General features: G+C 36.4%; 27 protein-coding genes. 16 read left to right on the plus strand and 11 right to left on the minus strand.

The features are described from left to right. The first annotated feature begins 199 nt into the window (after positions 1 to 199). The 3 genes from HUV91_RS14120 (at position 200) to HUV91_RS14130 (ending at position 2,295) form a co-directional block, all read left to right on the plus strand. The gene (locus HUV91_RS14120) at positions 200 to 547 is read left to right on the plus strand and encodes a hypothetical protein (protein WP_228721879.1); all 348 of its coding nucleotides are present in this window, start codon (positions 200 to 202) and stop codon (positions 545 to 547) included. 156 nt (positions 548 to 703) lie between these two features. Next, complete coding sequence (locus tag HUV91_RS14125; RefSeq protein ID WP_174493818.1) at positions 704 to 1,810, plus strand: HNH endonuclease; 1,107 nt, start codon at positions 704 to 706, stop codon at positions 1,808 to 1,810. Between the two features lie 101 nt (positions 1,811 to 1,911). Further along, the gene (locus HUV91_RS14130; RefSeq protein WP_174493819.1) at positions 1,912 to 2,295 is read left to right on the plus strand and encodes a hypothetical protein; all 384 of its coding nucleotides are present in this window, start codon (positions 1,912 to 1,914) and stop codon (positions 2,293 to 2,295) included. Positions 2,296 to 2,316: 21 nt separating this feature from the next. Here HUV91_RS14130 and HUV91_RS14135 read toward each other — a convergent pair whose 3' ends face one another. Next, the gene (locus tag HUV91_RS14135; protein ID WP_174493820.1) at positions 2,317 to 2,745 is read right to left on the minus strand and encodes a hypothetical protein; all 429 of its coding nucleotides are present in this window, start codon (positions 2,743 to 2,745) and stop codon (positions 2,317 to 2,319) included. Between the two features lie 161 nt (positions 2,746 to 2,906). Between HUV91_RS14135 and HUV91_RS14140 the strand changes: the two genes are divergently transcribed. Further along, positions 2,907 to 3,539, plus strand: coding sequence for a hypothetical protein (locus HUV91_RS14140; RefSeq protein WP_174493821.1), 633 nt, complete (start codon positions 2,907 to 2,909; stop codon positions 3,537 to 3,539). A gap of 383 nt (positions 3,540 to 3,922) precedes the next feature. Continuing rightward, positions 3,923 to 4,741, plus strand: coding sequence for a hypothetical protein (locus HUV91_RS14145; protein ID WP_174493822.1), 819 nt, complete (start codon positions 3,923 to 3,925; stop codon positions 4,739 to 4,741). A 78-nt stretch (positions 4,742 to 4,819) separates the two neighbouring features. Here HUV91_RS14145 and HUV91_RS14150 read toward each other — a convergent pair whose 3' ends face one another. Both HUV91_RS14150 and HUV91_RS14155 read right to left on the minus strand, forming a co-directional pair. Further along, complete coding sequence (locus HUV91_RS14150; RefSeq protein WP_130072194.1) at positions 4,820 to 5,773, minus strand: 2-hydroxyacid dehydrogenase; 954 nt, start codon at positions 5,771 to 5,773, stop codon at positions 4,820 to 4,822. Positions 5,774 to 5,852: 79 nt separating this feature from the next. After that, positions 5,853 to 6,548 carry a TetR/AcrR family transcriptional regulator gene (locus tag HUV91_RS14155; RefSeq protein WP_130072195.1) on the minus strand — a complete coding sequence of 232 codons (696 nt, stop codon included), beginning with the start codon at positions 6,546 to 6,548 and terminating at the stop codon, positions 5,853 to 5,855. A gap of 312 nt (positions 6,549 to 6,860) precedes the next feature. On the opposite strand from HUV91_RS14155, the gene HUV91_RS14160 reads away from it, so the two are divergent. Beyond that, the gene (locus tag HUV91_RS14160) at positions 6,861 to 7,238 is read left to right on the plus strand and encodes a hypothetical protein (RefSeq protein WP_130072196.1); all 378 of its coding nucleotides are present in this window, start codon (positions 6,861 to 6,863) and stop codon (positions 7,236 to 7,238) included. Here the strand turns inward: HUV91_RS14160 and HUV91_RS14165 are convergent. Beyond that, positions 7,235 to 8,497, minus strand: a complete 1,263-nt coding sequence (locus HUV91_RS14165) for a hypothetical protein (protein ID WP_174493823.1) — start codon at positions 8,495 to 8,497, stop codon at positions 7,235 to 7,237. The genes HUV91_RS14160 and HUV91_RS14165 overlap by 4 nt on opposite strands. Before the next feature lie 120 nt (positions 8,498 to 8,617). Between HUV91_RS14165 and HUV91_RS14170 the strand changes: the two genes are divergently transcribed. Both HUV91_RS14170 and HUV91_RS14175 read left to right on the plus strand, forming a co-directional pair. Beyond that, a complete protein-coding gene (locus tag HUV91_RS14170) occupies positions 8,618 to 9,397 on the plus strand; it encodes a class I SAM-dependent methyltransferase (protein ID WP_130072198.1) in 780 nt (259 codons plus the stop codon). Positions 9,398 to 9,420: 23 nt separating this feature from the next. Continuing rightward, on the plus strand, positions 9,421 to 9,972 hold the full coding sequence (locus HUV91_RS14175) for a hypothetical protein (RefSeq protein WP_174493824.1): 552 nt from the start codon (positions 9,421 to 9,423) through the stop codon (positions 9,970 to 9,972). A 135-nt stretch (positions 9,973 to 10,107) separates the two neighbouring features. On the opposite strand, the gene HUV91_RS14180 is transcribed toward HUV91_RS14175, so the two are convergent. Next, positions 10,108 to 10,668: a hypothetical protein gene (locus HUV91_RS14180; RefSeq protein ID WP_130072200.1), complete on the minus strand. Its 561-nt coding sequence runs from the start codon at positions 10,666 to 10,668 to the stop codon at positions 10,108 to 10,110. 177 nt (positions 10,669 to 10,845) lie between these two features. Between HUV91_RS14180 and HUV91_RS14185 the strand changes: the two genes are divergently transcribed. After that, positions 10,846 to 11,466 (plus strand): class I SAM-dependent methyltransferase, encoded by a 621-nt coding sequence (locus HUV91_RS14185; RefSeq protein WP_174493825.1) that lies wholly within the window; start codon positions 10,846 to 10,848, stop codon positions 11,464 to 11,466. Positions 11,467 to 11,481: 15 nt separating this feature from the next. Here HUV91_RS14185 and HUV91_RS14190 read toward each other — a convergent pair whose 3' ends face one another. After that, on the minus strand, positions 11,482 to 11,949 hold the full coding sequence (locus HUV91_RS14190; protein WP_174493826.1) for a Holliday junction resolvase-like protein: 468 nt from the start codon (positions 11,947 to 11,949) through the stop codon (positions 11,482 to 11,484). Between the two features lie 162 nt (positions 11,950 to 12,111). On the opposite strand from HUV91_RS14190, the gene HUV91_RS14195 reads away from it, so the two are divergent. The 5 genes from HUV91_RS14195 (at position 12,112) to HUV91_RS14215 (ending at position 17,491) form a co-directional block, all read left to right on the plus strand. Further along, on the plus strand, positions 12,112 to 12,756 hold the full coding sequence (locus HUV91_RS14195; RefSeq protein WP_174494007.1) for a ParA family protein: 645 nt from the start codon (positions 12,112 to 12,114) through the stop codon (positions 12,754 to 12,756). 116 nt (positions 12,757 to 12,872) lie between these two features. Beyond that, entirely contained in the window at positions 12,873 to 13,991 is a 1,119-nt protein-coding gene (locus HUV91_RS14200; protein ID WP_130072203.1) for an AI-2E family transporter, read from the plus strand. A gap of 109 nt (positions 13,992 to 14,100) precedes the next feature. Beyond that, positions 14,101 to 14,658 carry a superoxide dismutase family protein gene (gene sodC, locus HUV91_RS14205; RefSeq protein WP_130072204.1) on the plus strand — a complete coding sequence of 186 codons (558 nt, stop codon included), beginning with the start codon at positions 14,101 to 14,103 and terminating at the stop codon, positions 14,656 to 14,658. A gap of 199 nt (positions 14,659 to 14,857) precedes the next feature. Beyond that, complete coding sequence (gene yccS / locus HUV91_RS14210; protein WP_228721880.1) at positions 14,858 to 17,008, plus strand: YccS family putative transporter; 2,151 nt, start codon at positions 14,858 to 14,860, stop codon at positions 17,006 to 17,008. A 198-nt stretch (positions 17,009 to 17,206) separates the two neighbouring features. Further along, a complete protein-coding gene (locus HUV91_RS14215) occupies positions 17,207 to 17,491 on the plus strand; it encodes a DUF3817 domain-containing protein (protein ID WP_130072206.1) in 285 nt (94 codons plus the stop codon). Positions 17,492 to 17,620: 129 nt separating this feature from the next. On the opposite strand, the gene HUV91_RS14220 is transcribed toward HUV91_RS14215, so the two are convergent. Both HUV91_RS14220 and HUV91_RS14225 read right to left on the minus strand, forming a co-directional pair. Beyond that, entirely contained in the window at positions 17,621 to 18,850 is a 1,230-nt protein-coding gene (locus HUV91_RS14220; RefSeq protein WP_174494008.1) for an MFS transporter, read from the minus strand. A 703-nt stretch (positions 18,851 to 19,553) separates the two neighbouring features. Beyond that, complete coding sequence (locus HUV91_RS14225) at positions 19,554 to 20,318, minus strand: DNA polymerase beta superfamily protein (RefSeq protein ID WP_174493828.1); 765 nt, start codon at positions 20,316 to 20,318, stop codon at positions 19,554 to 19,556. A 182-nt stretch (positions 20,319 to 20,500) separates the two neighbouring features. Between HUV91_RS14225 and HUV91_RS14230 the strand changes: the two genes are divergently transcribed. Further along, the gene (locus HUV91_RS14230; protein WP_174493829.1) at positions 20,501 to 21,829 is read left to right on the plus strand and encodes a tetratricopeptide repeat protein; all 1,329 of its coding nucleotides are present in this window, start codon (positions 20,501 to 20,503) and stop codon (positions 21,827 to 21,829) included. Between the two features lie 51 nt (positions 21,830 to 21,880). On the opposite strand, the gene HUV91_RS14235 is transcribed toward HUV91_RS14230, so the two are convergent. From HUV91_RS14235 to HUV91_RS14245, 3 genes are all read right to left on the minus strand, one after another. Next, positions 21,881 to 22,255, minus strand: a complete 375-nt coding sequence (locus HUV91_RS14235) for a hypothetical protein (RefSeq protein ID WP_130072209.1) — start codon at positions 22,253 to 22,255, stop codon at positions 21,881 to 21,883. Between the two features lie 179 nt (positions 22,256 to 22,434). Continuing rightward, positions 22,435 to 22,923 (minus strand): hypothetical protein, encoded by a 489-nt coding sequence (locus HUV91_RS14240; RefSeq protein ID WP_130072210.1) that lies wholly within the window; start codon positions 22,921 to 22,923, stop codon positions 22,435 to 22,437. A gap of 117 nt (positions 22,924 to 23,040) precedes the next feature. Then, complete coding sequence (locus HUV91_RS14245) at positions 23,041 to 24,450, minus strand: FAD-binding oxidoreductase (RefSeq protein ID WP_174493830.1); 1,410 nt, start codon at positions 24,448 to 24,450, stop codon at positions 23,041 to 23,043. Between the two features lie 338 nt (positions 24,451 to 24,788). Here HUV91_RS14245 and serA point away from each other — a divergent pair, with 338 nt between their 5' ends. Next, on the plus strand, positions 24,789 to 26,021 hold the full coding sequence (serA, locus tag HUV91_RS14250; RefSeq protein ID WP_130072212.1) for a phosphoglycerate dehydrogenase: 1,233 nt from the start codon (positions 24,789 to 24,791) through the stop codon (positions 26,019 to 26,021). The last annotated feature ends 45 nt before the right edge of the window (positions 26,022 to 26,066 follow it).

Raw genomic sequence — 26,066 nt, forward strand, 5'->3', positions numbered from 1 at the left:
AATATTTGAAATAGAATAAAAACCCTGCTTAAATAAGTGGGGTTTTTTAATCTCTACAATAAAAATGTCAACAATGAATATAACACCACAAAAAAGTCCTTATCGTATAGATCTCAAACTTATACTAATTCATGTTTTGTTTTTGATTGGTAGCTATTTAATTTCCAAAAACTTTGCCTACGTTCCTGAAAAGAAAGATATGAGTGCTCTATTTTTTATGATCATTTCTATCGTAGGTGGAATTATTGGATTAGTTTTTTTAGCCGTTAGTTTACCCCGTTTAGATCGTACAGTTCGCAACTTATCTATGTATAAGTTCTTTTTAGCGATTCTCTATTGGATTTCAAGTACAGTTATTTTTATCTTTTTTGGTGTCACCAAATTTTTTTATAACAGCCCTTTAGCCTTTATTATTTTTGTGCTGATTTTTTACAGTAGCCTTTATTTCTCAGTCATACATATTGCGGATATGCGTAAAAAAGATTGGCTGATTTTGGGTGGAATTTTAGGGGCAATTGTTGTGTTATTCTTTTTACCGAAGTTTTAAGAAATGAACAATATCAGTTGAAATTCAATCAAATATTTAAATGTTTTGTTTAAAAGTGTTGCAGATATTTCTGTGCTTCAGCACTAAGCTAAATATTTGTAATAAAAGTAAAACCCTGCTTAAATAAGTGGGGTTTTATAATTTATAGATAAAAACATGAGTACTTATTTATTCACATGGAATCCAGATCAATGGTCGTGGGAAACATTAGATGACATGATTTCAAAACTGCCTAATCTAAAACCTAACCATCAATGGAAAACAAACCGAAAAAATGATATAGGAATAGGTGATAACTTTTTACTAATGAAATTAGGAAAATTATCTAAAAATGAAAAAGGAATTATTGGTTGTGGAAAAATTGTCTCCGATGTCTATACAGATAAAGATGTAATCAAAAAAATAGCACAAGCAAATTTTGTAAATTTAGAATTTTCACAACTTTCAAAGTCCCCTTTAATCTCATTATTAGATTTAGAAAAAATAGATCCAAATATGCGTTGGACGCCAGAGGGCAATGGAAATATTGTTCCAGAATTAACATTCAATAAAATTTTTAATCTAATAAATCAAGAAGAAAATGCAACTCTATTTGAGAAAAGAATTTATTTTCCAATTATTGCTGACGAAATTGATTTAGCTTTGAATCAACAATCTTCAATACATCGTGATGAAATTGTTCAACATCTATTAGAGCAATATCAAACTACTTTAGAAAAAATTGCTAAAAACTCAAATAAATCTATCTTATTTATTGCACAAAATATGGTGGATTGGTTCTCGGCTGAATTAACAAAACAGTCTGATATTGTTGCTGAATGGCAAGACAAATATTCAAGAACAAAAGTTAAAGTGAATGGTCGCGAAATTACAAACTATTCATTAGCACTAAACTCTTCTCAAGATGAATTAATTGAAGATCAGAATACAACTTATACTGAAGGATCAATTAAGCAAATTATTGTAAATGCTTATGAAAGAAATCCTCAAGCACGGAAAAAGTGTTTAGAACATTGGAAGTACTCATGTCAATGTTGTAGTTTTAATTTTGAAAAAACTTATGGTGAGTTAGGTAAAGATTTCATTCACGTCCACCACATAAAACCACTTTCAGAAATCAAAACAGAATATATTTTAGATCCTATTACAGATTTAGTCCCTGTTTGTGCTAATTGCCATGCAATGATTCATCGTAAAAACCCACCACTTACAATCGATGAATTAAAAAAGATATTAGCCACCGATAAGACAGATCATACCTAAAGTTGATTCACCATTAACAATCTAAAACCAAATAAAACTGAATCATCTCAATGGATTGTATAAACTCATGCGAATCTATTAGAAACCTAAGGCACCTATAAATGTCTGCAAAACTTACCCTCTCTACAATTCTAACAACCTTAGCCCTCTCTGCTTGTTCTACAACACCCACCAATCCCAACGCACCTGTCGTATTAGAACAACACAAAAACATCTCGGCTGAACCCACAACTAAACACAATCTTGCACGTTTGATTAAGCAAAAAGACAACTGCGTGATCGAATTTACAGGCAACTTTGAAACAGGCAAAGCCACAGAACATTGGATCTTTAAAGGTGATCAACTCATTTCCGCATTTTCAAATGTAAATGCCGAAGTAGAAAATAAACAAACCGTTTTCGACATTCAAGATACTGAAAAACTGAAAAATTTTGCAGCCTTACAAAAGAATTTTAAAGCAACAAACTTAGAAAAATGCCAATAATCATGACAGAACTACTTTAAATTAAAGCTTTGAAGTAGTTCTTTTTCTATTCATCTTTAAAACATAAAGAATTGGATAGAACCACAAAAATAGCGCAAATATTCCCACGACAAAAATCACAAAAAATGGGGGTATAACATCTCGAATTTGATCATAAATTTTCATTAAACCCAAAGTATCTGTATTAAGTAATACCCCAATCATTAAAAATAAAATCATATGAGGAACAATAAGATGAACTATTCTTAATGATAAAAACTGATAAAATTTTACAAACCACAAGCTCGGTATTAAATAAATGAATAGGACGATCACCCTGATCATCCACGTTAAAATTTGATGACCAAGGCTTAAAGAATATTCCCCACCACAACCACAGGCAAAACTCGGTTGTAAAAATAAAATCGGGAGAATTAGCCAAAATATATTTAAATATTTAATTTTTATCATTTTTAATTTCTCAATGATCTTCTTCTACATGTAGACTATACAATATCTTTGTTTTTACTCTGTATTACTTTGCTTACAGAGCCGATGTCACTACTTTTTTCACAGTATGATGCTGAGTAAACACGTTATTGATCTACACATATATGAAGGAATGAGTCACAATGAAAAGTATTAAAATTTTGTCTTTTGCTACTGCCATTTTGGCAACATCTTCAATTTATGCAGAAACAAAAACACCTGCACCTTATGGTGACAACCCAAATATTTTCAAAGTATTAGCACATAAAACAGGTGAAAAAATTCAAAATACTGCTGAGCGTGTAGGTGCTGCTGCTGAACGTGGTGTAGAAAAAATTAAGCCGAAAGTAGACAATGCATGGGAAGAAACAAAAACCTTTACAGAACAACAGACTGAACGTGCAAAAACAGGCGTACAAAAAGGTGCTGAAAAAGTGACAGAAACCGCCAATAACACCCGTGACGCTATAGTGGGAACAAATCAGGGCACAGTTCCTATTGAACGTGGTCGTTTGAGTCAATCTTCATCAACGACCACGACCCAACAAGCAACATCAACACAAGTTGTAAATACAACCGCTCAAACAATACCCTTAGAAACAACGACATCTACTGTGCCTGTTGCTCATGTTGCAAAGACCATAGATCCAACCCAACAAAATGGAACAGCACCTGAAGAACCAGAGATTTCTTTTAAATCACTGCCACTACCACAGGCAAGCAACACAACAGACTCAACTCAACCTTCAGCCCAAAAAGAAGATATTCCACAATAAACGTGCACGCTAAATTTGGGCTTGGAGCATCAGTCATATTCATTCGCCAAGCCCTGATCTGTGCAGCATATAATGACGATATATCATGATGAAAATTTCTGCGTAGAACTTGGCTATTTTCACTGCTTTTATTTTAATCATATTGTAATTTTATGTAATATAAATATAACAAATAGACTATAAAAATAAAAAAAAACATTTGAAATATAAAAGTTATTTTTTAAAAACAATGCTTTAACCATAATGTCTATTTTTGTGGTCTTGTTGTATCCAAGATGTATAACTTTCATTTCTTTTTTACATTTATCAATAACTTAGTTTTAATATTTCGGCCTTATTACTGGGGTACAATCGGTACTCCTCACCTTTGAGGAATGTCATTTATGAAAACCATAAAAACAACGATCATCGCTGCAAGTATTTTGGCTTGTACACCTGTTTTTGCTGAAACAACTGCTGTAACTCAAGTAAAAGTAGACGCTGTGGCTAAAGCGGATGCTGCGGCTAAAGCAAAAGATACCGTAATCACTAAAACGGTTGAAACTAAAGATGTGGCAAAAGATAAAATTGTGCATACAACCGATGCGACTGCAACTAAAGCGACTGAAGTAAAAGATGCAGTCGTGGCTAAAACGGTTGAAACTAAAGATGTGGCAAAAGATAAAATTGCGCATGCAACCGATGCAACTGCAACTAAAGCGACTGAAGTAAAAGATGCCGTCGTGGCTAAAACAGTTGAAACTAAAGATGTGGCAAAAGATAAAATTGCGCATGCAACCGATGCAACTGCAACTAAAGCGACTGAAGTAAAAGATGCTGTCGTGGCTAAAACAGTTGAAACTAAAGATGTGGCAAAAGATAAAATTGCGCATGCAACCGACGCAACTGCAACTAAAGCGACTGAAGTAAAAGATGCTGTCGTGGCTAAAACAGTTGAAACTAAAGATGTGGCAAAAGATAAAATTGCGCATGCGACCGACGCAACTGCAACAAAAGCGACTGAAGTAAAAGATGCTGCTGTTGAAAAGTCTGTTGAAGCAAAAGAGTTTGTTGTAGAAAAAGCAGAACAGACCAAAGAAGTCGTCAAAGAACAATCTGAAAAAACTCAAGGTTTTTTCTCTAGAACATGGGAAAAAACCAAAAAATTCTTCCGTGGTGAAGAAACAAAAGCTGCTGAACGTGCAACAAAAACAGGTGCTTAATGTTTAGCAATCTATTTTAAATACTTTTCAAATCCCTCATTGATTGAGGGATTTTTTATAATTAATGCGAATAAAAAATTAATTCACTTGTCGAATTACATTGCCATTTATAAATGCTTTTAAATTTTCAGTCAGTTGACTCACGATGCGCTGCCTTGCATCCACACTGCCCCATGCACTATGTGGGGTAATAATTAAATTTGGAATATCTTCTCCCAACAAAACATTGCCTTGTGTTGGTGGTTCAACAGTTAAAACATCCGTTGCAGCCCCTGCGATTTGCCCTTGTCGCAGTGCATTTGCCAAGGCCTGTTCATTAACAATACCACCACGAGCACAATTAATTAGAAAAGCAGAATTTTTCATTAATTCAAACTCTTTTGCCCCAATTAAATCACGGGTTTGTTCGGTTAAAGGGCAATGTAAAGTTAAAAAATCTACCTGTGGCAATAATTCAGCTAAGGCAATACGACTTGCATCCATCTTACGATTAGGCAATGCAGCGAGTAAAACACGCATGCCAAATGCTTCTGCTAAACGTGCAACAGCTTGACCCAGTTCACCATAGCCCACAATCCCTAAGGTTTTACCTGATAATTCAACAATAGGAAAATCCAACAAACAAAAAATTGGGGAATTATTCCACTGACCTTGCTTAACTGCACGATCATATTGAATTAAAGAAGTTGCCAATGCCAACATCAGCGCAAGTGTATGTTGTGCCACAGCAGCAGTGCCGTAACCCTGACAATTACACACCACAATGCCGTGTTGTTTCGCTTGCACAAGGTCAACATTGTTTGTCCCTGTCGCAGAGATCAAAATTAATTTTAAATTTTTAGCTTGTTGAATATGCTCAGCCGCAAGCACCACTTTGTTACTGATCACTACATCGACATCTTGAATACGTTCAAGCAGTTGTTCAGGTGTCGTCGATGTATATAATTTAAAATCATCAAAATAGGACTTTAAATCATTAAAATTTAAGTCATTTTTATCCAATGATGAATAATCTAAAAATACACCTTTCATGGCTATCCCTGCACAAATTAATCAATAAACGATTGAAATTTACCATAATTTATCTGTAAAAACTGCTTTATTCATATGACTATGGTCGCTCTGCGTCTAATACAAAGTCATTATTTTTTAAGGAAAATAAATAGCTAATCGCAATCCGATAAGCTTCTTGAATAATGGCTTCAGAAATATAATTTTCTGTGTAATACCCATGCTTCATACAGGTAAACACCAATTCCATCAGAATAGTCAAAGCATCAGGTTCTTGGGGTACATAACTATCGACTTGAATCATTTCCAATGCCTTACGTACACTGGCACTGACCTTTTTTAGCTCAACTTGATATTCCATATAAGCTTGACGAGTAAAAGGTCCACTTAAAATAATTAAACTCGCCACTTCAGAGTCATTAAAAAAATCGGCGGTGGTTCGGATCATACTCGCAGAAAGTTTTTTGCCATAGTCTTCAATGGAAGATTGCGGATGTTCACTCAGCACTGAGATTGCGGCCTGCCCAATTCTTGTTACTAACTCATTTAAATGCAGCAATGCAATATGTCGAAGTAGATCATATTTGCTGGGAAAGAACTGATAAATACTGGTACGAGGAATACCCACCGCATTGGCAATTTCAGGAATCGAAATCCGCTCAATGCCGACTGCAAGTAATAATTCTTGGGTTTTTTCAATCACCATCTGCATACGTTTCTGGGTACGCTCTTGCTTAGGCTGCACTGCTTTTTTTCTTATTTTTTTCAAAACTGATGTCGCCTGTGCCTTAATCATACTTAGCCCTTATTTTATCATCTCAATATCCACACATTTATGTTGAATATCGAACAGCCAATCCCTGACTTGTATTTCACATCATTCTCTATTTTTCATTTTGTAACGATTGAAATTGCAATAAAAATTTAAATGAATTTGATGAAATATAACACAGTATCTGAACAATAAGAGACTTTTCATCAGTATCAGACTTAAATTTGTTTTTCTGCCTGATTTATTGCATATTTAAATCTTCATTTGTTGGGTCAGACAAAAATGTTCAATGTACACTGTTTTGCAAAGATTCAGTTTGGATTCAGCATGTGCTGTATGTATCTATTCAGTTCTTTTTGTCAGGCTGATACCACACTACAAATAATTGAAAATGTTGAACAATACTCATCAACTGAAGGAAATGCTATACGACTTTCCAAACTCAAACAAGGCTGTAAAATCGAAGCGCTATTTTTTGGTGAAACAGGCAAAATTAAAGAAAATTATCTGTTTCAACAACAACAATTAAATTATGCAGCACGTTATGAATATCGCTATACCGATGGTGGTTTAACCAATCTATCGGAAAATAAAGGTCATTTTACAACTCAACACCAGCGTATTGAGTTAAACCCTCAAGCACCGCAAACACTCGCCGACTTTCAGGAATATCGATCTTTATTTTCACGCATAGAATTAAACAAATGTCGCTAGATAATGCTGTATTTTTCAGTCTCTTGCACACTTTCAGCATCAAAATAACAATTTCCAGCTTCATCACAACGCATATATAAATTTTTATAGCTCAACACATAAAAATCTGCACATTTTTTAATGACAATTGGGTTCATATCCATCGACAAAGCATCATCACATTTGAATAATTTGGTCACACGGCGATCATTCATACAGATCAAATAGGTCTGTTTTTTTACTTCGATTTCAACTAAACCCGTGTGTTCAACACTCAAAGGAATAATATATTTTCCATTGACATCAATCACTTGCTGGTTATAACTTTCAAGTTTTTGGGTAATAACATTAAATACAATGATATTGCCAAAACAGTCCTGTAACTGAGTTTTTTCTTCAAAAGGCAAGTTCACTTGAATACCAAGCTTTTGTAAATCTTGCTCATCGACACGTTTATTCGTCAGTAAAATACGGGTGATGGTCTGTTTTAAATTGGTATCAAAAAAAGTGCTATCGAGTTGTAAATCAACCCCTTTTAATATTTTTCCTAACGCTTCATTATGCGTACCTAACAAATGCGCAATCACACTGCGATAGTAAAATTTACTGTTCTTTTTGACTTCACGAATTTGCTTATAAAAATAAGTCTGATCATAAGGATGTTCAATAAAGTCATGTAATAAAGCAGAGTTTGCTAAAACCGCAATGGCATCATGTCCTGTATAAGGCAAATGCAAGGTATGTAATTGTGGAATCAGTGGTTTTATTTTTAAATAATGCTCTTTGTCATTTTCAAAATACGGATCGTAAACAATAATATATTCACAATTTTCGACAATATCCTGTGCCTGAATCCTCATATCTGCATTTAATTTGGCATCATAAAAGTCGGTATAACGTTTATCTTCAACTTCATTCGGGTCGATTGAATATTGTGGCACCATCGCCACGACACGTGTCATTTGTAATGGTTTTGAATATTTAATTGCAGCATAGCCACCCATTGAGCCGCCATACCCCACGATTTTTTTAAATTGTTTTAAAATCGGTTGTAACTGTTCAAGTAAAGCCAACATGCTTGACATAGGAAACCATGACTTTTGTTTTGGCATGATGCCAACCATACTATAGTCATATTTCATCAATGATTTTTCAGCATTAATCGACAAGCCTTTGGCACGTGTAATCAAATCACCAAATGACAAAACCAAAGTGTCAGTTGTGCCTTGTAAGTAAATTGCTCGAATATGATCGTCTTCAAAAATGATTTGCTTGTCCATTGCAATACCGAAAAACGGCTCTCTTATCTTTCGTTAAAATTAAATAAATAGATAACTTGCCTATTCATCGTATCAAGTGTCATATTTTATAGAGTCTGCACAGATAAAAAAGCGCAAAATATGACACATTCTCTACATCCTGCTGCACAGAAAGGGTTTAGTTCTGCTGCTGAACTATATCAACAAGTACGTCCAAATTATCCATCTGAAATTGTTAATTGGCTAATTGATGAGCTGAAAATTCAATCCAACTCGACTGTGGTTGATTTAGGTGCAGGAACAGGTAAGTTTTTGCCTTATTTAAAGCAAGCAAGCTCGCAAATTATTGCGGTAGAACCTGTGGCAGAAATGCTTACTCAGTTACATCTTGCTCATCCCGATGTCCAAACATTACAAGCAAAAAGTGATGAGATCGCACTGGCTTCAGAAAGTGTTGATGCCATTTTATGTGCTCAATCCTTTCATTGGTTTGCCAATATCGAGAGCTTGAATGAAATTTACCATATCCTAAAACCCGAAGGACATTTAGGCTTAGTGTGGAATCAGCGCGATGAAAATGTACCCTGGGTTAAAGCATTAGCCGACTTAATTGCTCCCTTTGAAGGAAATACACCTCGTTATCATCGTGGCGATTGGCAACACGTCTTTGAACATCAATTTTTATTTCAGCTCGAAAGTTTAAAATTATTTTCACAAATTCATAAAGGAACAGTTGAAAATGTGGTCAGTAAACGATTATTGTCAACTAGCTTTATTGCTGCTATGCCTTCCACACAACAGCAACAGCTAAAACAACAATTTGAAGCTATTATATTAGAACATACAGGCAAATATGCAGATGACGAAATCGAGTTTCCTTACGTCACTTATGCTTATCACTTTAAAAAGCAAACCCGATGAATATCTTAAGGAGTTTTAGTTTCATGCACCTCTTACGTCCCTTGGCTTATATTTCAGTCCTCCTAAGCGCTGTTCTGATTGGTGCATGTTCATCACAAAATGATAAGAATGCAGAACAATCAACAGATAAAACCCAACAAAGTTCTGAAGCGGTCATGAAAGAACTCAAAACTAAGCCAATTCAAAATTTTCCAAGTACACCTAAAGATGCAGCCGACATTACTTTACTTGATGAATATCAAGAAAAGTTCGATGCCATGAATGAAGCTTTAGAAGCTGATTTAGAAAAAATGGATGCTGAAGGCACATTGACTGAGGAAATTGACCAACAACGTAAACGAGATAGCATCCAATCTGCTTTAAATATGCTCAAAGAGTTAGATTTAAAAACTGAACAAGGTCGCTATATTCAAGGTTTGCTCTATCAATATTGGGAAAATCAAGCCAAAGCCTTTGACAGTAAAATGCAAACGAAGGATCAAGCGAATAATCCTGCTGAATCTGTCCGTGGTATGAGTGATTTGCTGAGTGCAGAAGCACAGTTAGATCATTGGAAAACCAAAACAACTCCATAAACATTTAATAAGAGATTGAAAATTTGCTTTCAAGAGCAAGCTGCTGAGATCGATCCCAGCAGCTTTATGTTATGTATTTCAGAAATACGCAGGATATTGAACTTTCTACCCAGTTCTCCCATCATTTTTTTGATTTTAAATATTCTGCTTTTCAACCCACTGAATTGAGTCGACTCGAATCAATTTACATGCGCCATCGCCAATTCCAGTCCAATCTAGGGCTGACTTCCAAACCAAGTCTTTATCGTTAATCTGCACTAAATCTCCCGTTAAACGGACGAGATCACCTCGTTTAACTTTCTTAATTTCTTGGGCAATTTTGGGATTAGCAGGAATAATATGCATATTACTCACCATTTGCGTTGCCAGTTTTGGCGGCACAGGTGGACGTGCCATTTTCCAATTCAAATAACGATCATATTGGTTAATTGAAATCTGCCGAGCAATTTCAGGTTCAGTAAAAATGCCACGTGTGACTGCATAATCGATGGGTGAAAATTTGGCTTGTTCATCATCTTGATATTCTTTCGAACCTAAAATACGAAACTCACCATGAAAGGGTTCAAGTACAGAAATGCTTTGATCTTTAATAATCGGCGCTAATCCATTAGCAATATTATATTCAGCAGATTGAGATGCATTCACAGATGCTGAACATAATGCCAAAACTGCTGCGCACCATAAATTCCGTGTCATATTCTTCACCTTCAACATCTCTTTTGAACGATTTCTTCAGTATCAGTATCGCTGATGAAAATTAAAATAAAATCAAGTTTAAGTAACAAAATATAGAAATTTTGTCACTTGTTTGTCTTATATTTAAGTCTATATTTTCGTTACACTATTTTCTTTAATAATAAAACTGTGAAAGCAATGATTTATAAATTTTATCAACAACGTATTTTTCCACATTTACTCAATCACATTATGCAAACCCCAAGTATGATGGAAGCACGTGCAGAGCTACTCAGAAAAGTGCATGGCCGTGCTTTAGAAATTGGTTTTGGGACAGGTCTAAATTTACCCTTTTACCAAGTCGAAGAACTCATCGCCTTAGAACCCAATGCTGATATTTATCAGTTGGCACAAAAACAGGTTTTAAATACTCCTTTTCATGTCCAGCACATTCAAGCCAGTGCTGAAAAACTACCTTTTGCTGACCATTCTTTAGATCATATTGTCAGTACATGGACGATGTGTAGTATTGCCCATTTAGAACAAGCTTTAGCTGAAATTTATAGGGTGCTGAAACCTGAAGGAACTTTTCATTTGGTTGAACATGTGCAATATCACGATCACCCAACCCTGAAAAAATTGCAAAACTTACTCACCCCTGTGCAAAAAGTCATTGCAGATGGTTGTCATTTAAACCGCAATATTGAACTGTATTTATCCAATGCAAACTTTAAATTTGTCGAAAAATATTATTTTGATGCCGATGACCTACCCAAAGTGGGATGCCGTATGTTGTTGGCACGTGTACAAAAAGCCTAGCTCAATTGATATTTTTTAATCATCAAAATCGATGCGAATGGTTTCAAAACGCACTCGCCCTGCTCGGATGGCTTGGGCAATAGCGTGTTGCCCCTTTGTCAAACGTGCGCCCCCACTTTTGATATCAATCAGTACGATTTCAATCTCTTCAGCCGCACCTTCATCATCACGAAATGCACTATACCCATCAAAGACGACATAATCGATGGGATCGCCTAAGAACTTGGCATCACTGGGTAAATATTGAAATTGTGGCATGATGGGTGCGAGTTGCTCTGCCATTTTCCCTTTTAAAACTGCACGACTGGTATTTACACTGCGTTTTTTTGCCTCAGCTAAAGCCTGCTGATGTTCAAGTTCTAACTCGGCAATATAACGCTCATATTCTGCTTTGATTTTTCCATTTCGTGTACTGGACAGCACCCATGTTGTTAAAACAATGCCGATACATGCACCAAGCAACATTGCCATCCACAGCGACATAATGAGTTCCTATCTATCATTCATTGGGCTTAAAATTAAGCTTAGGTTTTGTAAAATAATTTTCAATGTAAACAACTCTAAGACTTTTGTCATCTGTAACCTATCACTTTAAAAATAATGCTAAGCTAGTGGCAGGACGGGTTGGGTGAATCAATGAAAACTATGAAAACAATTCTCATTGCAAATCAAAAAGGTGGCTGCGGAAAAACCATTACTGCGATTACACTCGCATCTGCGCTTGCACAAAAAGGCTATAGCGTGGCACTTGCCGATGCAGACAATCAAAAATCTGCCTTGCAGTGGTTAAAACAGCGACCAAACGATGCCAATGAAATTCAAAGCTTAGATTGGCGTCATGAAAAGTCGATTGGCGATGCGCCAAAAAATTTACAATATTTAATTATTGATGCGCCTGGGGCTCTGACAGGTGCACATGCTGAACAACTCATCAGTGAATGTCATGCCATCGTCACGCCCTTACAACCCTCCTTTTTCGACATCGACAGCACCAAACGCTTTTTAAAGCATATTCAAGAGATTAAGCGTATTCGTAAGGGTAAAGTTGATATTTTACTGCTTGCCAATCGTGTTAAACCCAACAGTGCTAGTGCTAAAGATATTCAACAGTTTTTTGAAAAAATCGAACAGCAACCTGTGGCTTGGATCTCTGAACGCAGTGCTTATGGGCAACTGGCCATGCAAGGCTTATCTATTTTTGATAAAAATCAAAAGAATTTTGTCCAAATTCAAATGCAATGGCAACCGCTATTAGATGCTTTAATTGATGATCCGAGTGATTGGTTCTAAATAGATCATGGTCAGCATTTTCAAAAATAATATTTCAGGCGGTGCATTTAACATTGCCTGAGGCTATTTTTCAGTTAATATGAACTATACGATAATTAATTAATTTCGAGAAATTCGTGTCCGATTTCACTTCCACTTTACAGCGTGTGCTTTTATTTGGTTTATTATTTATCCTGGTTTTTTTAGGTTTTGATATTCTCAAATACTTTATTGTTCCTGTGTTATGGGCGTGTATTATTGCCTATATGACATGGCCGCTGTATAAACGCATTTTGCGTATGTGTGGTGAAAACCGTCCGAGTCTGAGCGCCTCAATCATGATCACTATGGTGGTTTTGGTGATTGGTATTCCTTTGATTTTTGGTATTTTCATGTTGCAACATGAAGGTCGAAATTTATATTTTGATATTCAACGTCAACTGTCTTCAGGACATCTTGATGTGCCTGATGTCTTACGTCAACTACCAATTATTGGTAAAGAAATTTCTCGCATCGTCCGTGATATCAATGAAAATCCAAGCAGCATTTCACAAAATATCGGCGTTTGGATTCAGGGGCATCTTAATTACGGTAAATTTGTTCTGAGTGAAATTTCGAAAAATTTGGTGAAACTCTGTTTTGCCATTATGTCGTTATTCTTCTTTTATCGTGACGGACAAACCATTTTACAACAAGTCAGTAAAGCCTTAGAAATGGTCATCGGTCCACGTATCCATCATTATTTAGATACGATTTCTGAAACCACACGTGCAGTTGTCTATGGGGTAGGTTTAACTGCGGTTGCTCAATCCTTACTTGCAGGCGTAAGCTATTTTGTGGCGGGTGCACCCAACCCGATGGTATTGACCATTATCACCTTTTTAATGGCACTCATTCCTTTTGGTCCACCGTTGGCGTATGGAGCCGTCTCACTTTGGCTGTTCTCTAAAGGCATGACCATTGAAGCAATTGGGGTCATGGCATGGGGAGTGTGTATTGTGAGTACAGCAGATAATGTCATCCGTCCTTTGGTTATCTCTGGTGCAACCCAAATTCCTTTTTTATTGATCATGTTTGGTGTTTTAGGTGGCTTAGCGAGTTTCGGTTTGGTTGGTTTATTTATCGGCCCTGTGATTTTAGCGGTGTTATTGGCGATTTGGCGTGAATGGTTACATGAAACCCATGAAGCACAACAAGTCCCTGATGCAACCATGGCTTATGACATTGAGAACAATGATTTCAAAGCACCGAAGTAAATATTTTTCATTTATAAATATTTACATTCAAACACTTATTTTCTACTGTGCAATACACCGTATTTTGTTTGAATAATGCAATAAACAACAAAACATAGGATGCTTGTGCATGTTATCTCATCAGATTTTTAAATTCACGGCGTTATCTGTATTGCTTAGTTTGACTACTGTTGCTTGTACAACCACATCAATCACTTCTGCAAAAAAGGCAGCACATGAAACTGTGGATGTACATGCCGTCAGTGCGGAAGGAATTGGTGAAAAAATTGGTACTATTCAATTAGAAGACAGCACGCAAGGTTTAAAAATTTCAACTGATCTCACGCAACTTCCTTCCGGCTTTCATGGTTTCCATATTCATGAAAAAGGTTCATGTGAAGCTGCCGAAAAAGATGGGAAAATGGCTGCTGCATTGGCTGCGGGTGGGCATTTCAACCCAACACAAGCCACCGGTCATGGCACACCCAATGATGGGCATTTAGGGGACTTACCTGTGCTTAATGTCGATACAGAAGGTCATGCTAAAACCACGGTCTATGCGCCTCGTTTAAAACTTGCAGACGTTCAAGGCTTAGCCATTATGGTTCATGCAGGGGGTGACAATTATTCTGACCATCCAAAACCATTAGGCGGTGGTGGTGATCGTATTGCTTGTGGGGTAATTTAAGATTTTTTAAATCTACGAACACAATAGCGCAACTGTGGATAAATTCAGATTTATTCACAGTGGCTCAAACTTATCCTCAGAAGCAATCCTCCCATCAAATCTGCACATTTTTGTAGTGAATCGTTCTTAGAAATTGACAATAAATTAAAATAATATCAGGCTAATCCTTACCCTTTCTCTTCAATGTCAGTTTATTCCTGTGAATCATTTTTCAATCCATCTACACGCTTTTAAATCAAATTCGATTCTGATCTATTGCCTACAGATGTTGATTGTATTAAGTGGAACAACGCTAGGATTATATTTTTTAGATTTGAAATATTTGATTGTGCCTGTGACCTTAGGTGCAATTGCAACAGCACTCACCGATTTTGATGATCGACTCAGTATTCGTCTCAGAAATTTGATCTATGTAGCGATTTTATTTTTTAGTGTGAGCAGTATTTTAGAGTTTTTATCTCCGTATAAATTTCTCTTTTTAATTTATTTATCGCTTTCGAGTGGGCTATTTATACTCATGGGTGCATTGGGGCAACGTTATGCCACCATTTCATTTGGCACTGTACTTTTGTCCATCTACACCATGTTTGGTTTGGGGGAATACGATCAATGGTACGACCAGCCTAGCTATTTTGTATTGGGGGTTGCATGGTATGGCATGAGCTCGATTATTTTTTATTTACTCAAACCCACACAAGCTTTACAAGATAATTTAGCCAATAATTTTCAATCGCTTGCGAATTTACTTTTGGCAAAATCTAAACTCTTTGACCCAGACAATCAAGACAATGTCGAACAGCTTTTATATGATTTATCCTTACAAAACAGCATTGTTGTACAACAACTGAATTTTACCAAAGCCTCTTTACTCACACGCTTAAAAGCCTCTCGTGCCAATAAAAATACAATTTATTGTTTAAATTTATACTTTTTAGCACAAGATATTCATGAGCAAGCAACCTCGAATTATTTGCATTATGAACATATTCAGCGCAATTTTAGTCGTACAGATTTAATTTATCGGATTCAGAAAAATATTGTTTTGCATGCAGAAAATTGTCAACGCTTGGCACATGCTATTGTTCAACAAGAAAATTTTTCAATTACGCCTAAAAACACCACCGCTCTACACAATCTAGAACACTCTATGCATGAATGGATTGTGGAAAATCCACGTAATCTTGAAGTGAAAAATCTACAACTCATCCTGCGCAATTTAAAAAATGTCCAAGAACAATTTCATAATTTAAGTATTGAGCAAGGCAATTATCAGCAAAGTTATAGTGAACATCAGGATAATTTAAATTTATTGGATGATGATATTCATGGTATGCATGATTTATGGTTGAAAATTCAACCTCATTTCACGCCGAATTCTGCCCTATTTCGACATGCAGTACGGATCGCCTTTGTCTTTGCTGTCGGCTATAGCATTTCGTTGTTACCCTTTGCTAAAAATGGCTATTGGATTTTATTGACCAGTTTATTTGTCTGTCAAATCAGTTATTTTGCCACCAAAAGCCGTTTGCAACTGCGCACCTTAGGTACTGTTTTAGGTGTGCTTTTAGGCATTCCAATTTTATATTTTGTACCTAGTGTTGAAGGTCAACTGGTGCTTACCATCATTTTTGGTGTGTATTTCTTTTATTTACGTTCCAAAAAATATGCCATAGCCACTTTAATGGCAACCTTAATGGTGTTATTGATTTTTAATCTCAAAGGTGCAGGCTATGCGATTATTTTACCGCGTATCATCGACACGATTTTAGGCTGTTTAATCGCATGGTTTGCTGTCAGTTTTATTTGGCCGGATTGGAATTTTCGTAATATTTCCAATAATATCCGCAAAAGTAGTCAGGCAACATTGAACTATTTTGATGCAATCGTGTCACAGTACCAACACGGTAAAAATAACAGTGTGGAATACCGTCAAGCTCGACGCTTTGCACATAATGCACAAATCGAACTGTCGAGTATGATTTCAAGTTTAAGTACTGAACCCAATCCCAATCAGGACTTGATCCACACCGCTTTTCGGTATTTGGTTTATAGTCATAGCCAACTCAGCTATGTATCTGCATTGGGTACACATCGCACACAGGTCAATGATGCACAAGTTTTAGAGCTCATGTTATGGTGTAAAGCTACCTTACATCATGCCTTAATTCAACAACACCCCTTAGATGAGCTGATCATTCAGGAGAAATTACAAGAAATTAAACAATTCACTGAACAAGAAAACCTATCCGACGATTTATTATTGGCACTGAAACAAATCAGTTTGTTATTGGAAACTTTACCTGAATTATTGAAGCTCAAAATGACGTTATTAAAACTTGAAATTAAATAAAAACATTGAATTTCAAGCGCATCAAATTCACTTTATACTGAACAAGTTAAGTCAATTTTTGGATTAAAACCAAGCCAATAGCTTGGTTTTATTTTCAATAAATTCAATTATTTAATATATTTTATTATTGATGTTTTATTTTGCTTTCAAGCATTAATCCGTTACACTGAATATTCATTCTCATTTTATGCAGTGACCATGAATATCAAAACCTTAAGACTTGTTGGACTTCTCGAAGGCATTTCATTTTTATTGTTATTATTCATTGCAATGCCGATGAAATATATGTTTGATAACCCTATTTTAGTGAAATATGTCGGAATGGGGCATGGCGTACTGTTCATTTTATTTTTAGTGGTTTTATTTGTGGTCTGTGAAAAGCAAAAATGGTCGATTAAAATGTTTATTTTAGGACTAATTGCTTCGATTTTACCGTTTGGACCTTTTGTCTTTGATCATAAACTCAAGAAATTAGCGCAATAAAATCCTTTCTTCCTTGAGTTTTCTCTGCTTAAACGATCTAAAAAATCTCTCTTCAAAACCTCCCTCCTCACAGGAGGGATGAAAGAGAGCTCATTTTAAAAACCCTCTCCCTAAAAATAAAATAAGCTTTTAAAACTCACCATTTGCCTGACGCTGTTGCATGATTTCTTTTAATAATTTACGGGGAATCGTAAACCATAAAGCGATCAAGGTAAAACATGCCAAAGCATATGCCCATAAATGAAAATGTTCATACATGATGCGAATAAACTCAATCACAAAGAAAAAGATAAACATCATTAACACTGAAACTGCCGCAGCAACCGTTCCTTTAGACACATCTGACGCCATCAATGCAAAACGATAAAGTATTGAAAAGCTAATCCCTTCACCAAAGCTGACCAAAGTCATGCCTAAAATGACGCAGTAGAGAAAATATTCACGCCAAATCACTCCCAGTAAGATGATTGCAGTTCCTAACAGCATCAGCGGTAAGCCCATTAAAACGGTTTTACCTAAGGCTAAACGGTCAATCATTTTAATCAGGACAATATTACCCACAATTAAACCGCCCAAAACAGGAAACTGAGCCAAGCCATATTGCAGACTACTGAGTCCTAACTCCTCAACCAACATGACAGGTGAAAGCGCAATCCATAACATCAATGGCATCGCCACCATAGGCAAACCTAAAGTCATGCCAATAAAAGTTCTATTTTTCAGGACTTTTTGATAATCATCCCAAATATAACGCAAAGGCTGCTTAGGAATACTCACTTTAGACTCAGGCATTTTGGCTTTTAAACCAAACCAACTCAAACAGGCAAAAAAGGCAATTCCAATAAAACCCCAGTGCCAAGACACATGGTCAATCAGAAAAGCCCCTAAAACAGGTCCAATTAAAGGTGCAAGCAAAGAGATATTTGCCATGAGAGCCATGACTTTAATCGCATCACGCTCTTCAAAGGTTTCTTGAATTGCGGCATAACCCACTGCTGCAATGACCGATAAACCAAAACCCTGTAAAAAGCGTAGGGCTAAAAAGCTTTCAATATGATGTGTGAATAAAATGAGTACGCAGGTCATCACAAAGAAAATTACACCTGCCAACAGGACTTTTTTACGTCCTAAACGGTCTGATAAGGGACCCAATAACCATGCGACACAGGCCCCTCCCAACAAATAAAAAGACATGGATGAAGGTGCCCAAGTGCTGCTGACACCAAACTCTTTGGTAATCGCTAACATCGCAGGTTGTACTAAATCATTACCGATATAGACTGAAAATTCGAACAAAACTAACGCCAGTGGAAACATGAATGTTGCACGGCTCAAAGTCGTCATCTGCTCTTTTTGCATTACATTGTGTGCATTATTTTGCATTGTTTTCTACAGATCATAATGGCTTGTAGGTCTACGCTTATTTTTCAGTAAATAAACGTCAGCCCAATGACAAGCACTGAGAATTTAAAATAAATTGAGATTTGCTTTAATCAAGCGAGATCAACACCGTATTCACAAGGTGTCTAAATCAAGTCAAAATAGAAAATAGAGTGAGATAGATCTGCGTCAATGTTCACTTGAGTCCTACAGACTCACGTTGAAACAGAGTACAACCAAACGCAGAATGTTGAGTGTAACACAGGCTTTTTTTGAGTGAAAGTTATCCATTTGTTATGAAGCTAGCGTATTGACGATTGCTGAATAAATCTCCCATTTTTCAGATCGTCATAAGCCTGTAAAATTTCTGTGTAAGTATTCATCAAAAAAAACCTTTGGCCTTGACCGGTTCATTTATAGTAATGGTGCAGCACTGAGCAATAAAAATTTACTATCATCCAAGGCGGTCACCTGAACCTGCTCACTATGACTACAAGTGCCTGATCTTCTAATATGTCATCATTCAATGCCCCATTTTATTGCTAAAATTGCAGTCGCCCTGTTTTGGGGAAAAATAGTTTTAGCAGGATGAAAATCCCCAAACCGAAAGTATTGTGTCATTACAGTGGATAAAAGCGATTTTTTTCATGATGTTATATTTTTAATTTCTATTTTTAAAGTTTCACCCATAAAAATGTTGTTTTAAATGAAAGCTATATTCGGTTAAATATTGCTGAAGCTGTGCCACATCATTGGTTGGCTCAATTGCACGCAAATTTAAAGCTTCAATTTTATCATTTAACAATTTTAAAATCTGTGCCTGTTCAGGTGCAGGAACCTGAGCTTTTTCTTTCTGTTGTTTTTTAATTTCCAGATAATCTTCTGCCCAATGGCGCAGTGGATCATTTTCATCAATTTGGGCAAATAAGTTGGTGATCAGGAGTTCAGGCATGATTTCCTGAGTTGCAAGTTCGGCTGACATTAGACCTCGAATCGAGTAAAACACTTTTTTGTAGGTAAAGTTATCTGCTGTCTGCATCACATGCATACCGCCTTTGGCAAGCGACAAATAATGATAATACAGAGCCTTATAATCGATACGCTCCAGCAATCCATCTCTAAATTTTTCCCATTCAGGAAATTGATTAAAGTAAACAATATGTGCACGTACCCATTCCAAAACAGTGGGATTGCTTTTAGCAAGTAGACCAAACATTTTATTAAGGTCAAAAGAAACAAAGTCAAAATCACCATCCATAATTTCAATTAAATCACGATGCTTTCGATAGTCGTAATATTGGGCTTTGCAAGGCAGGTGAAAACCACGTACATCATAGTCACTGTCAGGGCTTGCCATACCCCATAAACGGCTGCCACTTTCAATATAAAACAGCGGATGCTCATCTCGGTTTTGAAATAGATTTTGGATTTCTTGTTGGATATTCATTATTTTCACGTTTGAGGTAAGACTACAGGTTTTATATCATTAATTTTGGCAATGTTAGGATTTTTTGCATCTCTTTAAAATTATATTTTCCAAGCATTTAAAATTTACTCAACTTAACACAGTTTAAAAGCTATTTTTGCTATAAATACTTAACGAAATTCAATCACATATTTTAACTAGAAATGAAAAAACCACTTCTCACCCTAAGCCTTTGCACCGCAATTTTAATGCCTTTTATACCATTTCAAAATGTATTGGCAAGTACAACACCAAACAGCATAAAACATAATTCACCATCCTCTGTGCAACACACGCCGATCTTTGCTGAATTCCACCAAATCAATGACATTGATACATTTAACCAAGCCTTATGGGAAGCTTACTTAACTGACCCAGAAAATGATCAATCACTGTCTCGTATGTTTGCAGAACAAATTAAAAATAATTTGCCACAAATTGAAAGTTCAAACATGAGTGAGGAAGAAAAACGGAAATATCGCGACATGGCAAACATTCGTGAACCTGATGAAAATGACATTAAGATCTATAAAAAATTGCTTGAAGCTCAAAAATACGATTTGGGAGAAGGTGTAAAAAAAGACCAAAGCAAGGCGAATGATTTAATTCTTGAAGCTGTTGATTTAGGCAGTTTTGATGCTATGGAACTGATTGGTATTCGTGTCATGCATCAAATTGGTTATACACAACTTCAAGAACAAGGCATTGATCTACTTTCTCTTTTTGCTGACCATCCTAGTAATGCCGACAGTATAGGTGCATATTGGGCATACGTTGCATATAGCTATGCTTACGGTGTTGGGCGATCTGAAAATCAAGAAAAGGCGCTGCAATATTGGAAAAAAGCCAATCATTTATATTCTATACAAATTGACCCCACAGGCTTTATTGCCTATATGATGGGGAAAATGATTGAAGATAAAAATATGAATAATCAACCCATTGAAGATGCAATGCAATATTACAAAATGTCTGCTCATAAAGATAATATTGCAGCACAACAAGCCGTTTTAAAGCTATTAAATAGCAATAAAAAATTTGAAGAATTAACCTATGAACCTGAGTTATTTATGGCAGAACATAAAGCTGCAAAAAAAGAAAAAGATGCGTTCTATACACTCTCACAACTTTACGCACAAAAAGAGTGGAAAATTTATAACCCCAAAAAATCTATTGCCTCTCTAAATCAAGCCATTGCACTTGGGCATGATCGGGCATTACTGGATTTAGCACGCTATTATGAACATGGCTATTTAGTAAAAGCAGACCCTGCCAAAGCCGCAGAACTTTATAAAAAATCATTACAACAAGGCAACCCAACTGCAGGCATTTTGCTAGTGAACTTATATGAAAATGGCAGCAAAGCTTTTAAAGCCGATGCCAAACAAGCCAAAATTTGGCGAGCTAAAGCGACAGCATTGTACAAAGAACTGGGTTATGGTGATGTTTTACCAAAAGCAGATGAAATACGTTTATTCAATCGTATGTACTAAATTCAACTTACGAGATCGCTCATCTCGTAAGTTCACTCAACGACACCGAAATTAAGAGCATAAATTTGACTGAAACTCTTTCGAATGACCACGTCTACATTGATAAGTCTTTTTCGTTTCTTGTAGTTTCCATTCATTTTCTACGCGTTTGAAAATATAATCTGTACGAATCGCACTCACAGAATCATCCAATAAGTTTGAATCAATCACTGCGATTTGTGCTGCTGTCGGATTTTCCACACGATTAAATACTTGACGAACAGACAGACTATTTTGGTTTTTTAGGATGGATGGCTGAGCTTTAATCACCTGTTGCATCGGTGTATCTGCCCCACCAAAACTTACTTTACTTGCTAATTTTTCAGTTGTCGCACACCCTGTCAATACTGCAAAACACAGTGCAGAAATAGAAAATAAACGAATCATAATACTCAACCAAATCTTTTATCTATAAAACCATCATGCCTGTTTTTAGCTCAGGATACTACTTAAGCAATGTAACAAATCAAAAAATTAATTTATTTAAATAATTAAAATCAATTAGATAAGTTAAACACAAAAATAAATACACCGATCAATCATGCTTATAAAAATGAAAAATTGAGTTATAAGGGTCTGCCCGTAATTAAATATTGATCATCTTTTTGTGTAAAATTAAAAATAAAATTAACTTTTTCACTGTTGTTCAGCATCAATTGTGAATGACAACTCAAAGCGCTGCCATCCTCAGTTGCCACTTTCTGCGTCTCAATTGAAATGACTTTTAAGCTATTTGCTAAAGCATATTGGCTTTGGTCAAAAGCAGATCTCATCTGTGCTTGTGCACCATTTGAACTACACGAACGGATATCTGACTCTGCAATGACATTCACATCAGGTTTAAAAAAACGAATGATGTCAATAAATCCACTCGGATTTACACTATAAAAGCCTATCGCAACACAAATTGCCGCCCCGATCCAACCTAAAAAAGATGAACTTTCACTTTTTGTTGCAACAGACTGCATATCATCATTCGGCGCACCACAATGAATACAGGCAGGCGCTCGCACACTATAATCTTGTCCACAATCTGTACATTTTTTTAGATTCATATTTTCCCCGTTTCAATTATTTATTATTTCAGTTATTAATCAATATATTACATTATTTAAAAAAATCTTATATAAAAAAACGCTCCCGAAAGAGCGTTTTAATTTTACTTTAAATAGTTAAAGATCAAATAATTTACCCGGATTCATAATCCCGTTTGGATCGAATACTTTTTTCAAGGCTTTCATATATTCAATTTCTTCAGCTGTACGTGTGTAGTCTAAATATGGCTTTTTGGTCATGCCTACACCATGTTCAGCTGAAATTGAACCATCATATTTTTTCACAGTTTCAAACACATATTTGTTTACAACCTGACATTTTGCAAAGAATTCATCTTTACTTAAATCCGCAGGTTTTAAGATATTTAAGTGTAAGTTACCGTCACCAATATGACCGAACCAGCAAATTTCAAAGTCAGGATAGTTTTCTTCCACAATTGCATCAATTTCTTTAATGAATGCAGGAACATGTGTAATGAGTACAGAAATATCATTTTTGTATGGAATAAATGGCGCGATAGATTCTGAAATATCTTCACGTAAACGCCATAAATTATGAACTTGCTCAAGGCTTTGGCTCATCACACCATCAAGTACCCAGCCTTGTTCCATACAATGCTCGAAGATTTCCATTGCCGCATCCATGATTGGCTCATACGGCGCTTCAAACTCAAGCAAGACATAGAATGGACATTGTGTTTCAAATGGACGTTGTACATGACCATTATCTAACACTTTTTGCATTGCCAATTCACCAAAGAATTCAAATGCAGTAAGGTCAATTTTCTTTTGAAATGCATGTAACACAGGCATAATGGCATCAAAATCAGGCACACCAAGGACTAAAACCTGTAAATCATGCGGTTGGCGCTCAAGCTTAATTTCCGCTTCAGTCACTAAACCTAAAGTCCCTTCACCCCCGATAAATAAGTGCTGCATTGCGTAGCCAGTGGCATTTTTGATCATGCCTTTATTTAAACGCAACACATCGCCTTTACCTGTCACAACAGTCAAACCTAACACCCAGTTACGCGTCATGCCATATTTAATGACTTTGATCCCGCCTGCATTGGTTCCGATATTCCCACCGATTTGTGATGAACCAGAAGATGCAAAATCGACTGGATAATACATGCCTTGTTCTTCAGCATAATTTTGTAATTGTTCAGTCACGACACCTGCTTGTACACGAACCATACGATCGGCAGGGAAGAATTCCAAAATTTGGTTCATCTTGTCCATGCTCATCACGATTTCGCCATTGGCAGCCACTGCGCCTGCAGATAAACCTGTACGACCACCTGATGGCGTAATCGCAACATTAAATTGATTGGCAAGTTTTACAATGGCTTGAACTTGTTCTGTGCTTGATGGAAAAACGATGACCGATGGATTTGGATCAAAATGTTTGGTGTGATCACGTCCCCAATTTTCGAGACTATCCGCATCTGTTTTAATGCGGTTTTCACCGACAATTGCAGTTAGTTGGGTTAATAACTCAGGTGTTAAAGCGACTGGAGCGTTCATCGTTTGCAGACCTAGCAGAAGTAAACAAGTAAAAAGTGTCTAAAAATAAATCAATCAAATCGTGTGATTTCTAGACCAATGTGAATATAAAAGCAGCACCGTAGAGACAGGCTATTTTCACGAAGGCTCATTATAAGGCATTTTTCAATAAAACCCTTAAAAAAACTATTTCCATAATGTCACTATGGAAATTACACATTTAAATAGACCATATACGACAAGTTATGTCTTATATTTTGCAAAAATACCTACAATCATCGCCATAAAGGAAATGTATATCGGTCGCTGTCCTATGCTATTATATCGCCACTAAATTTGGCCTTTGTAGCGGAGCCGTAATGAGCCAACATCTTTCACTGCCTAAAGATAAAATTCGTTTCTTGTTGTTAGAAGGCGTTCATCAAAATGCAATCGACACATTAAATGCTGCTGGATATACCAACATCGACTATCGTAAAACTGCGCTTGAGGGTGAAGCGTTGAAAGAAGCGATTAAGGATGCACACTTTATTGGTATTCGTTCCCGTACTCAATTGACTGAAGAAGTCTTTGAAGCAGCACAAAAACTCATTGCTGTCGGTTGTTTCTGTATTGGTACAAACCAAGTGAACTTAAATGCTGCCATGGTTCGTGGTATTCCAGTATTTAATGCTCCTTATTCAAATACACGTTCTGTTGCAGAGCTTGTACTTGCTGAAGCAATTCTCCTTCTTCGCCGTGTGCCTGAAAAATCTACAGACACACATGCAGGTGGTTGGAACAAATCTGCTGTCGGTTCATTTGAAACACGTGGTAAAACTTTAGGCATCGTGGGTTACGGCTCTATCGGTTCTCAACTTTCTGTCCTTGCAGAAAGTATGGGCATGCATGTCATTTATTATGATGCTGTGACTAAATTGCCTTTAGGTAATGCACGTCAAGTCGGTTCTATGGGTGAACTTCTTGCCAATGCTGACGTAGTATCGATCCATGTACCTGACGTTCCTTCTACACGTAACTTCATGGGCAAAGAACAATTTGCACAAATGAAAGAAGGTTCTATCTTCATCAATGCTGCACGTGGCACATGTGTGGTGATTGAAGATCTTGCTGATGCATTAAAATCAGGTCATATCGCAGGTGCTGCGGTTGACGTATTCCCGAAAGAACCAAAAGCAAACGGTGAAGAATTCGTTTCTCCTCTTCGCAACATTCCTAACGTGATTTTAACACCGCACGTAGGTGGTTCAACCATGGAAGCGCAAGCGAACATCGGCTTAGAAGTTGCTGAGAAATTCGTTGCTTACTCTGATAAAGGTATGACTTTATCTGCAGTAAACTTCCCTGAAATTGCGTTGCCATTGACTGAAGGTAAACACCGTTTACTACACATTCATAAAAACGTACCGGGCGTTTTATCTAAAATCAACAACTTATTTGCTGAACATGGCATCAACATCTCTGGTCAATCTTTAATGACCAAAGGTGATGTCGGCTATTTAGTGATGGATGTAGATGCAACTGCATCAAAAGAAGCACTTGATACGCTACATGAAGTTGAAGGCACAATTCGTGTACGTGTATTGTTCTAAGTTTTAGCGTATTGTAAAACCACAGCTTTCGGGCTGTGGTTTTTT

The organism is Acinetobacter sp. Marseille-Q1623, assembly GCF_902809895.1.
Taxonomy (GTDB): domain Bacteria; phylum Pseudomonadota; class Gammaproteobacteria; order Pseudomonadales; family Moraxellaceae; genus Acinetobacter; species Acinetobacter piscicola_A.

Excerpts from the sequence above, each read along its gene's own strand:
- HUV91_RS14145 (WP_174493822.1), top strand. The coding sequence starts at position 3,923 with ATGAAAACCATAAAAACAACGATCATCGCTGCAAGTATTTTGGCTTGT.
- HUV91_RS14160 (WP_130072196.1), top strand. The coding sequence starts at position 6,861 with ATGTATCTATTCAGTTCTTTTTGTCAGGCTGATACCACACTACAAATA.
- HUV91_RS14235 (WP_130072209.1), bottom strand. The coding sequence starts at position 22,255 with ATGATTCGTTTATTTTCTATTTCTGCACTGTGTTTTGCAGTATTGACA.
- HUV91_RS14120 (WP_228721879.1), top strand. The coding sequence starts at position 200 with ATGAGTGCTCTATTTTTTATGATCATTTCTATCGTAGGTGGAATTATT.
- HUV91_RS14165 (WP_174493823.1), bottom strand. The coding sequence starts at position 8,497 with ATGGACAAGCAAATCATTTTTGAAGACGATCATATTCGAGCAATTTAC.
- HUV91_RS14175 (WP_174493824.1), top strand. The coding sequence starts at position 9,421 with ATGCACCTCTTACGTCCCTTGGCTTATATTTCAGTCCTCCTAAGCGCT.
- HUV91_RS14245 (WP_174493830.1), bottom strand. The coding sequence starts at position 24,450 with ATGAACGCTCCAGTCGCTTTAACACCTGAGTTATTAACCCAACTAACT.
- HUV91_RS14150 (WP_130072194.1), bottom strand. The coding sequence starts at position 5,773 with ATGAAAGGTGTATTTTTAGATTATTCATCATTGGATAAAAATGACTTA.
- HUV91_RS14195 (WP_174494007.1), top strand. The coding sequence starts at position 12,112 with ATGAAAACAATTCTCATTGCAAATCAAAAAGGTGGCTGCGGAAAAACC.
- HUV91_RS14135 (WP_174493820.1), bottom strand. The coding sequence starts at position 2,745 with ATGATAAAAATTAAATATTTAAATATATTTTGGCTAATTCTCCCGATT.
- HUV91_RS14185 (WP_174493825.1), top strand. The coding sequence starts at position 10,846 with ATGATTTATAAATTTTATCAACAACGTATTTTTCCACATTTACTCAAT.
- HUV91_RS14240 (WP_130072210.1), bottom strand. The coding sequence starts at position 22,923 with ATGAATCTAAAAAAATGTACAGATTGTGGACAAGATTATAGTGTGCGA.
- HUV91_RS14140 (WP_174493821.1), top strand. The coding sequence starts at position 2,907 with ATGAAAAGTATTAAAATTTTGTCTTTTGCTACTGCCATTTTGGCAACA.
- HUV91_RS14180 (WP_130072200.1), bottom strand. The coding sequence starts at position 10,668 with ATGACACGGAATTTATGGTGCGCAGCAGTTTTGGCATTATGTTCAGCA.
- HUV91_RS14155 (WP_130072195.1), bottom strand. The coding sequence starts at position 6,548 with ATGATTAAGGCACAGGCGACATCAGTTTTGAAAAAAATAAGAAAAAAA.
- HUV91_RS14220 (WP_174494008.1), bottom strand. The coding sequence starts at position 18,850 with ATGCAAAAAGAGCAGATGACGACTTTGAGCCGTGCAACATTCATGTTT.
- HUV91_RS14130 (WP_174493819.1), top strand. The coding sequence starts at position 1,912 with ATGTCTGCAAAACTTACCCTCTCTACAATTCTAACAACCTTAGCCCTC.
- sodC (WP_130072204.1), top strand. The coding sequence starts at position 14,101 with ATGTTATCTCATCAGATTTTTAAATTCACGGCGTTATCTGTATTGCTT.
- HUV91_RS14230 (WP_174493829.1), top strand. The coding sequence starts at position 20,501 with ATGAAAAAACCACTTCTCACCCTAAGCCTTTGCACCGCAATTTTAATG.
- serA (WP_130072212.1), top strand. The coding sequence starts at position 24,789 with ATGAGCCAACATCTTTCACTGCCTAAAGATAAAATTCGTTTCTTGTTG.
- HUV91_RS14215 (WP_130072206.1), top strand. The coding sequence starts at position 17,207 with ATGAATATCAAAACCTTAAGACTTGTTGGACTTCTCGAAGGCATTTCA.
- HUV91_RS14190 (WP_174493826.1), bottom strand. The coding sequence starts at position 11,949 with ATGTCGCTGTGGATGGCAATGTTGCTTGGTGCATGTATCGGCATTGTT.
- HUV91_RS14170 (WP_130072198.1), top strand. The coding sequence starts at position 8,618 with ATGACACATTCTCTACATCCTGCTGCACAGAAAGGGTTTAGTTCTGCT.
- HUV91_RS14125 (WP_174493818.1), top strand. The coding sequence starts at position 704 with ATGAGTACTTATTTATTCACATGGAATCCAGATCAATGGTCGTGGGAA.
- HUV91_RS14225 (WP_174493828.1), bottom strand. The coding sequence starts at position 20,318 with ATGAATATCCAACAAGAAATCCAAAATCTATTTCAAAACCGAGATGAG.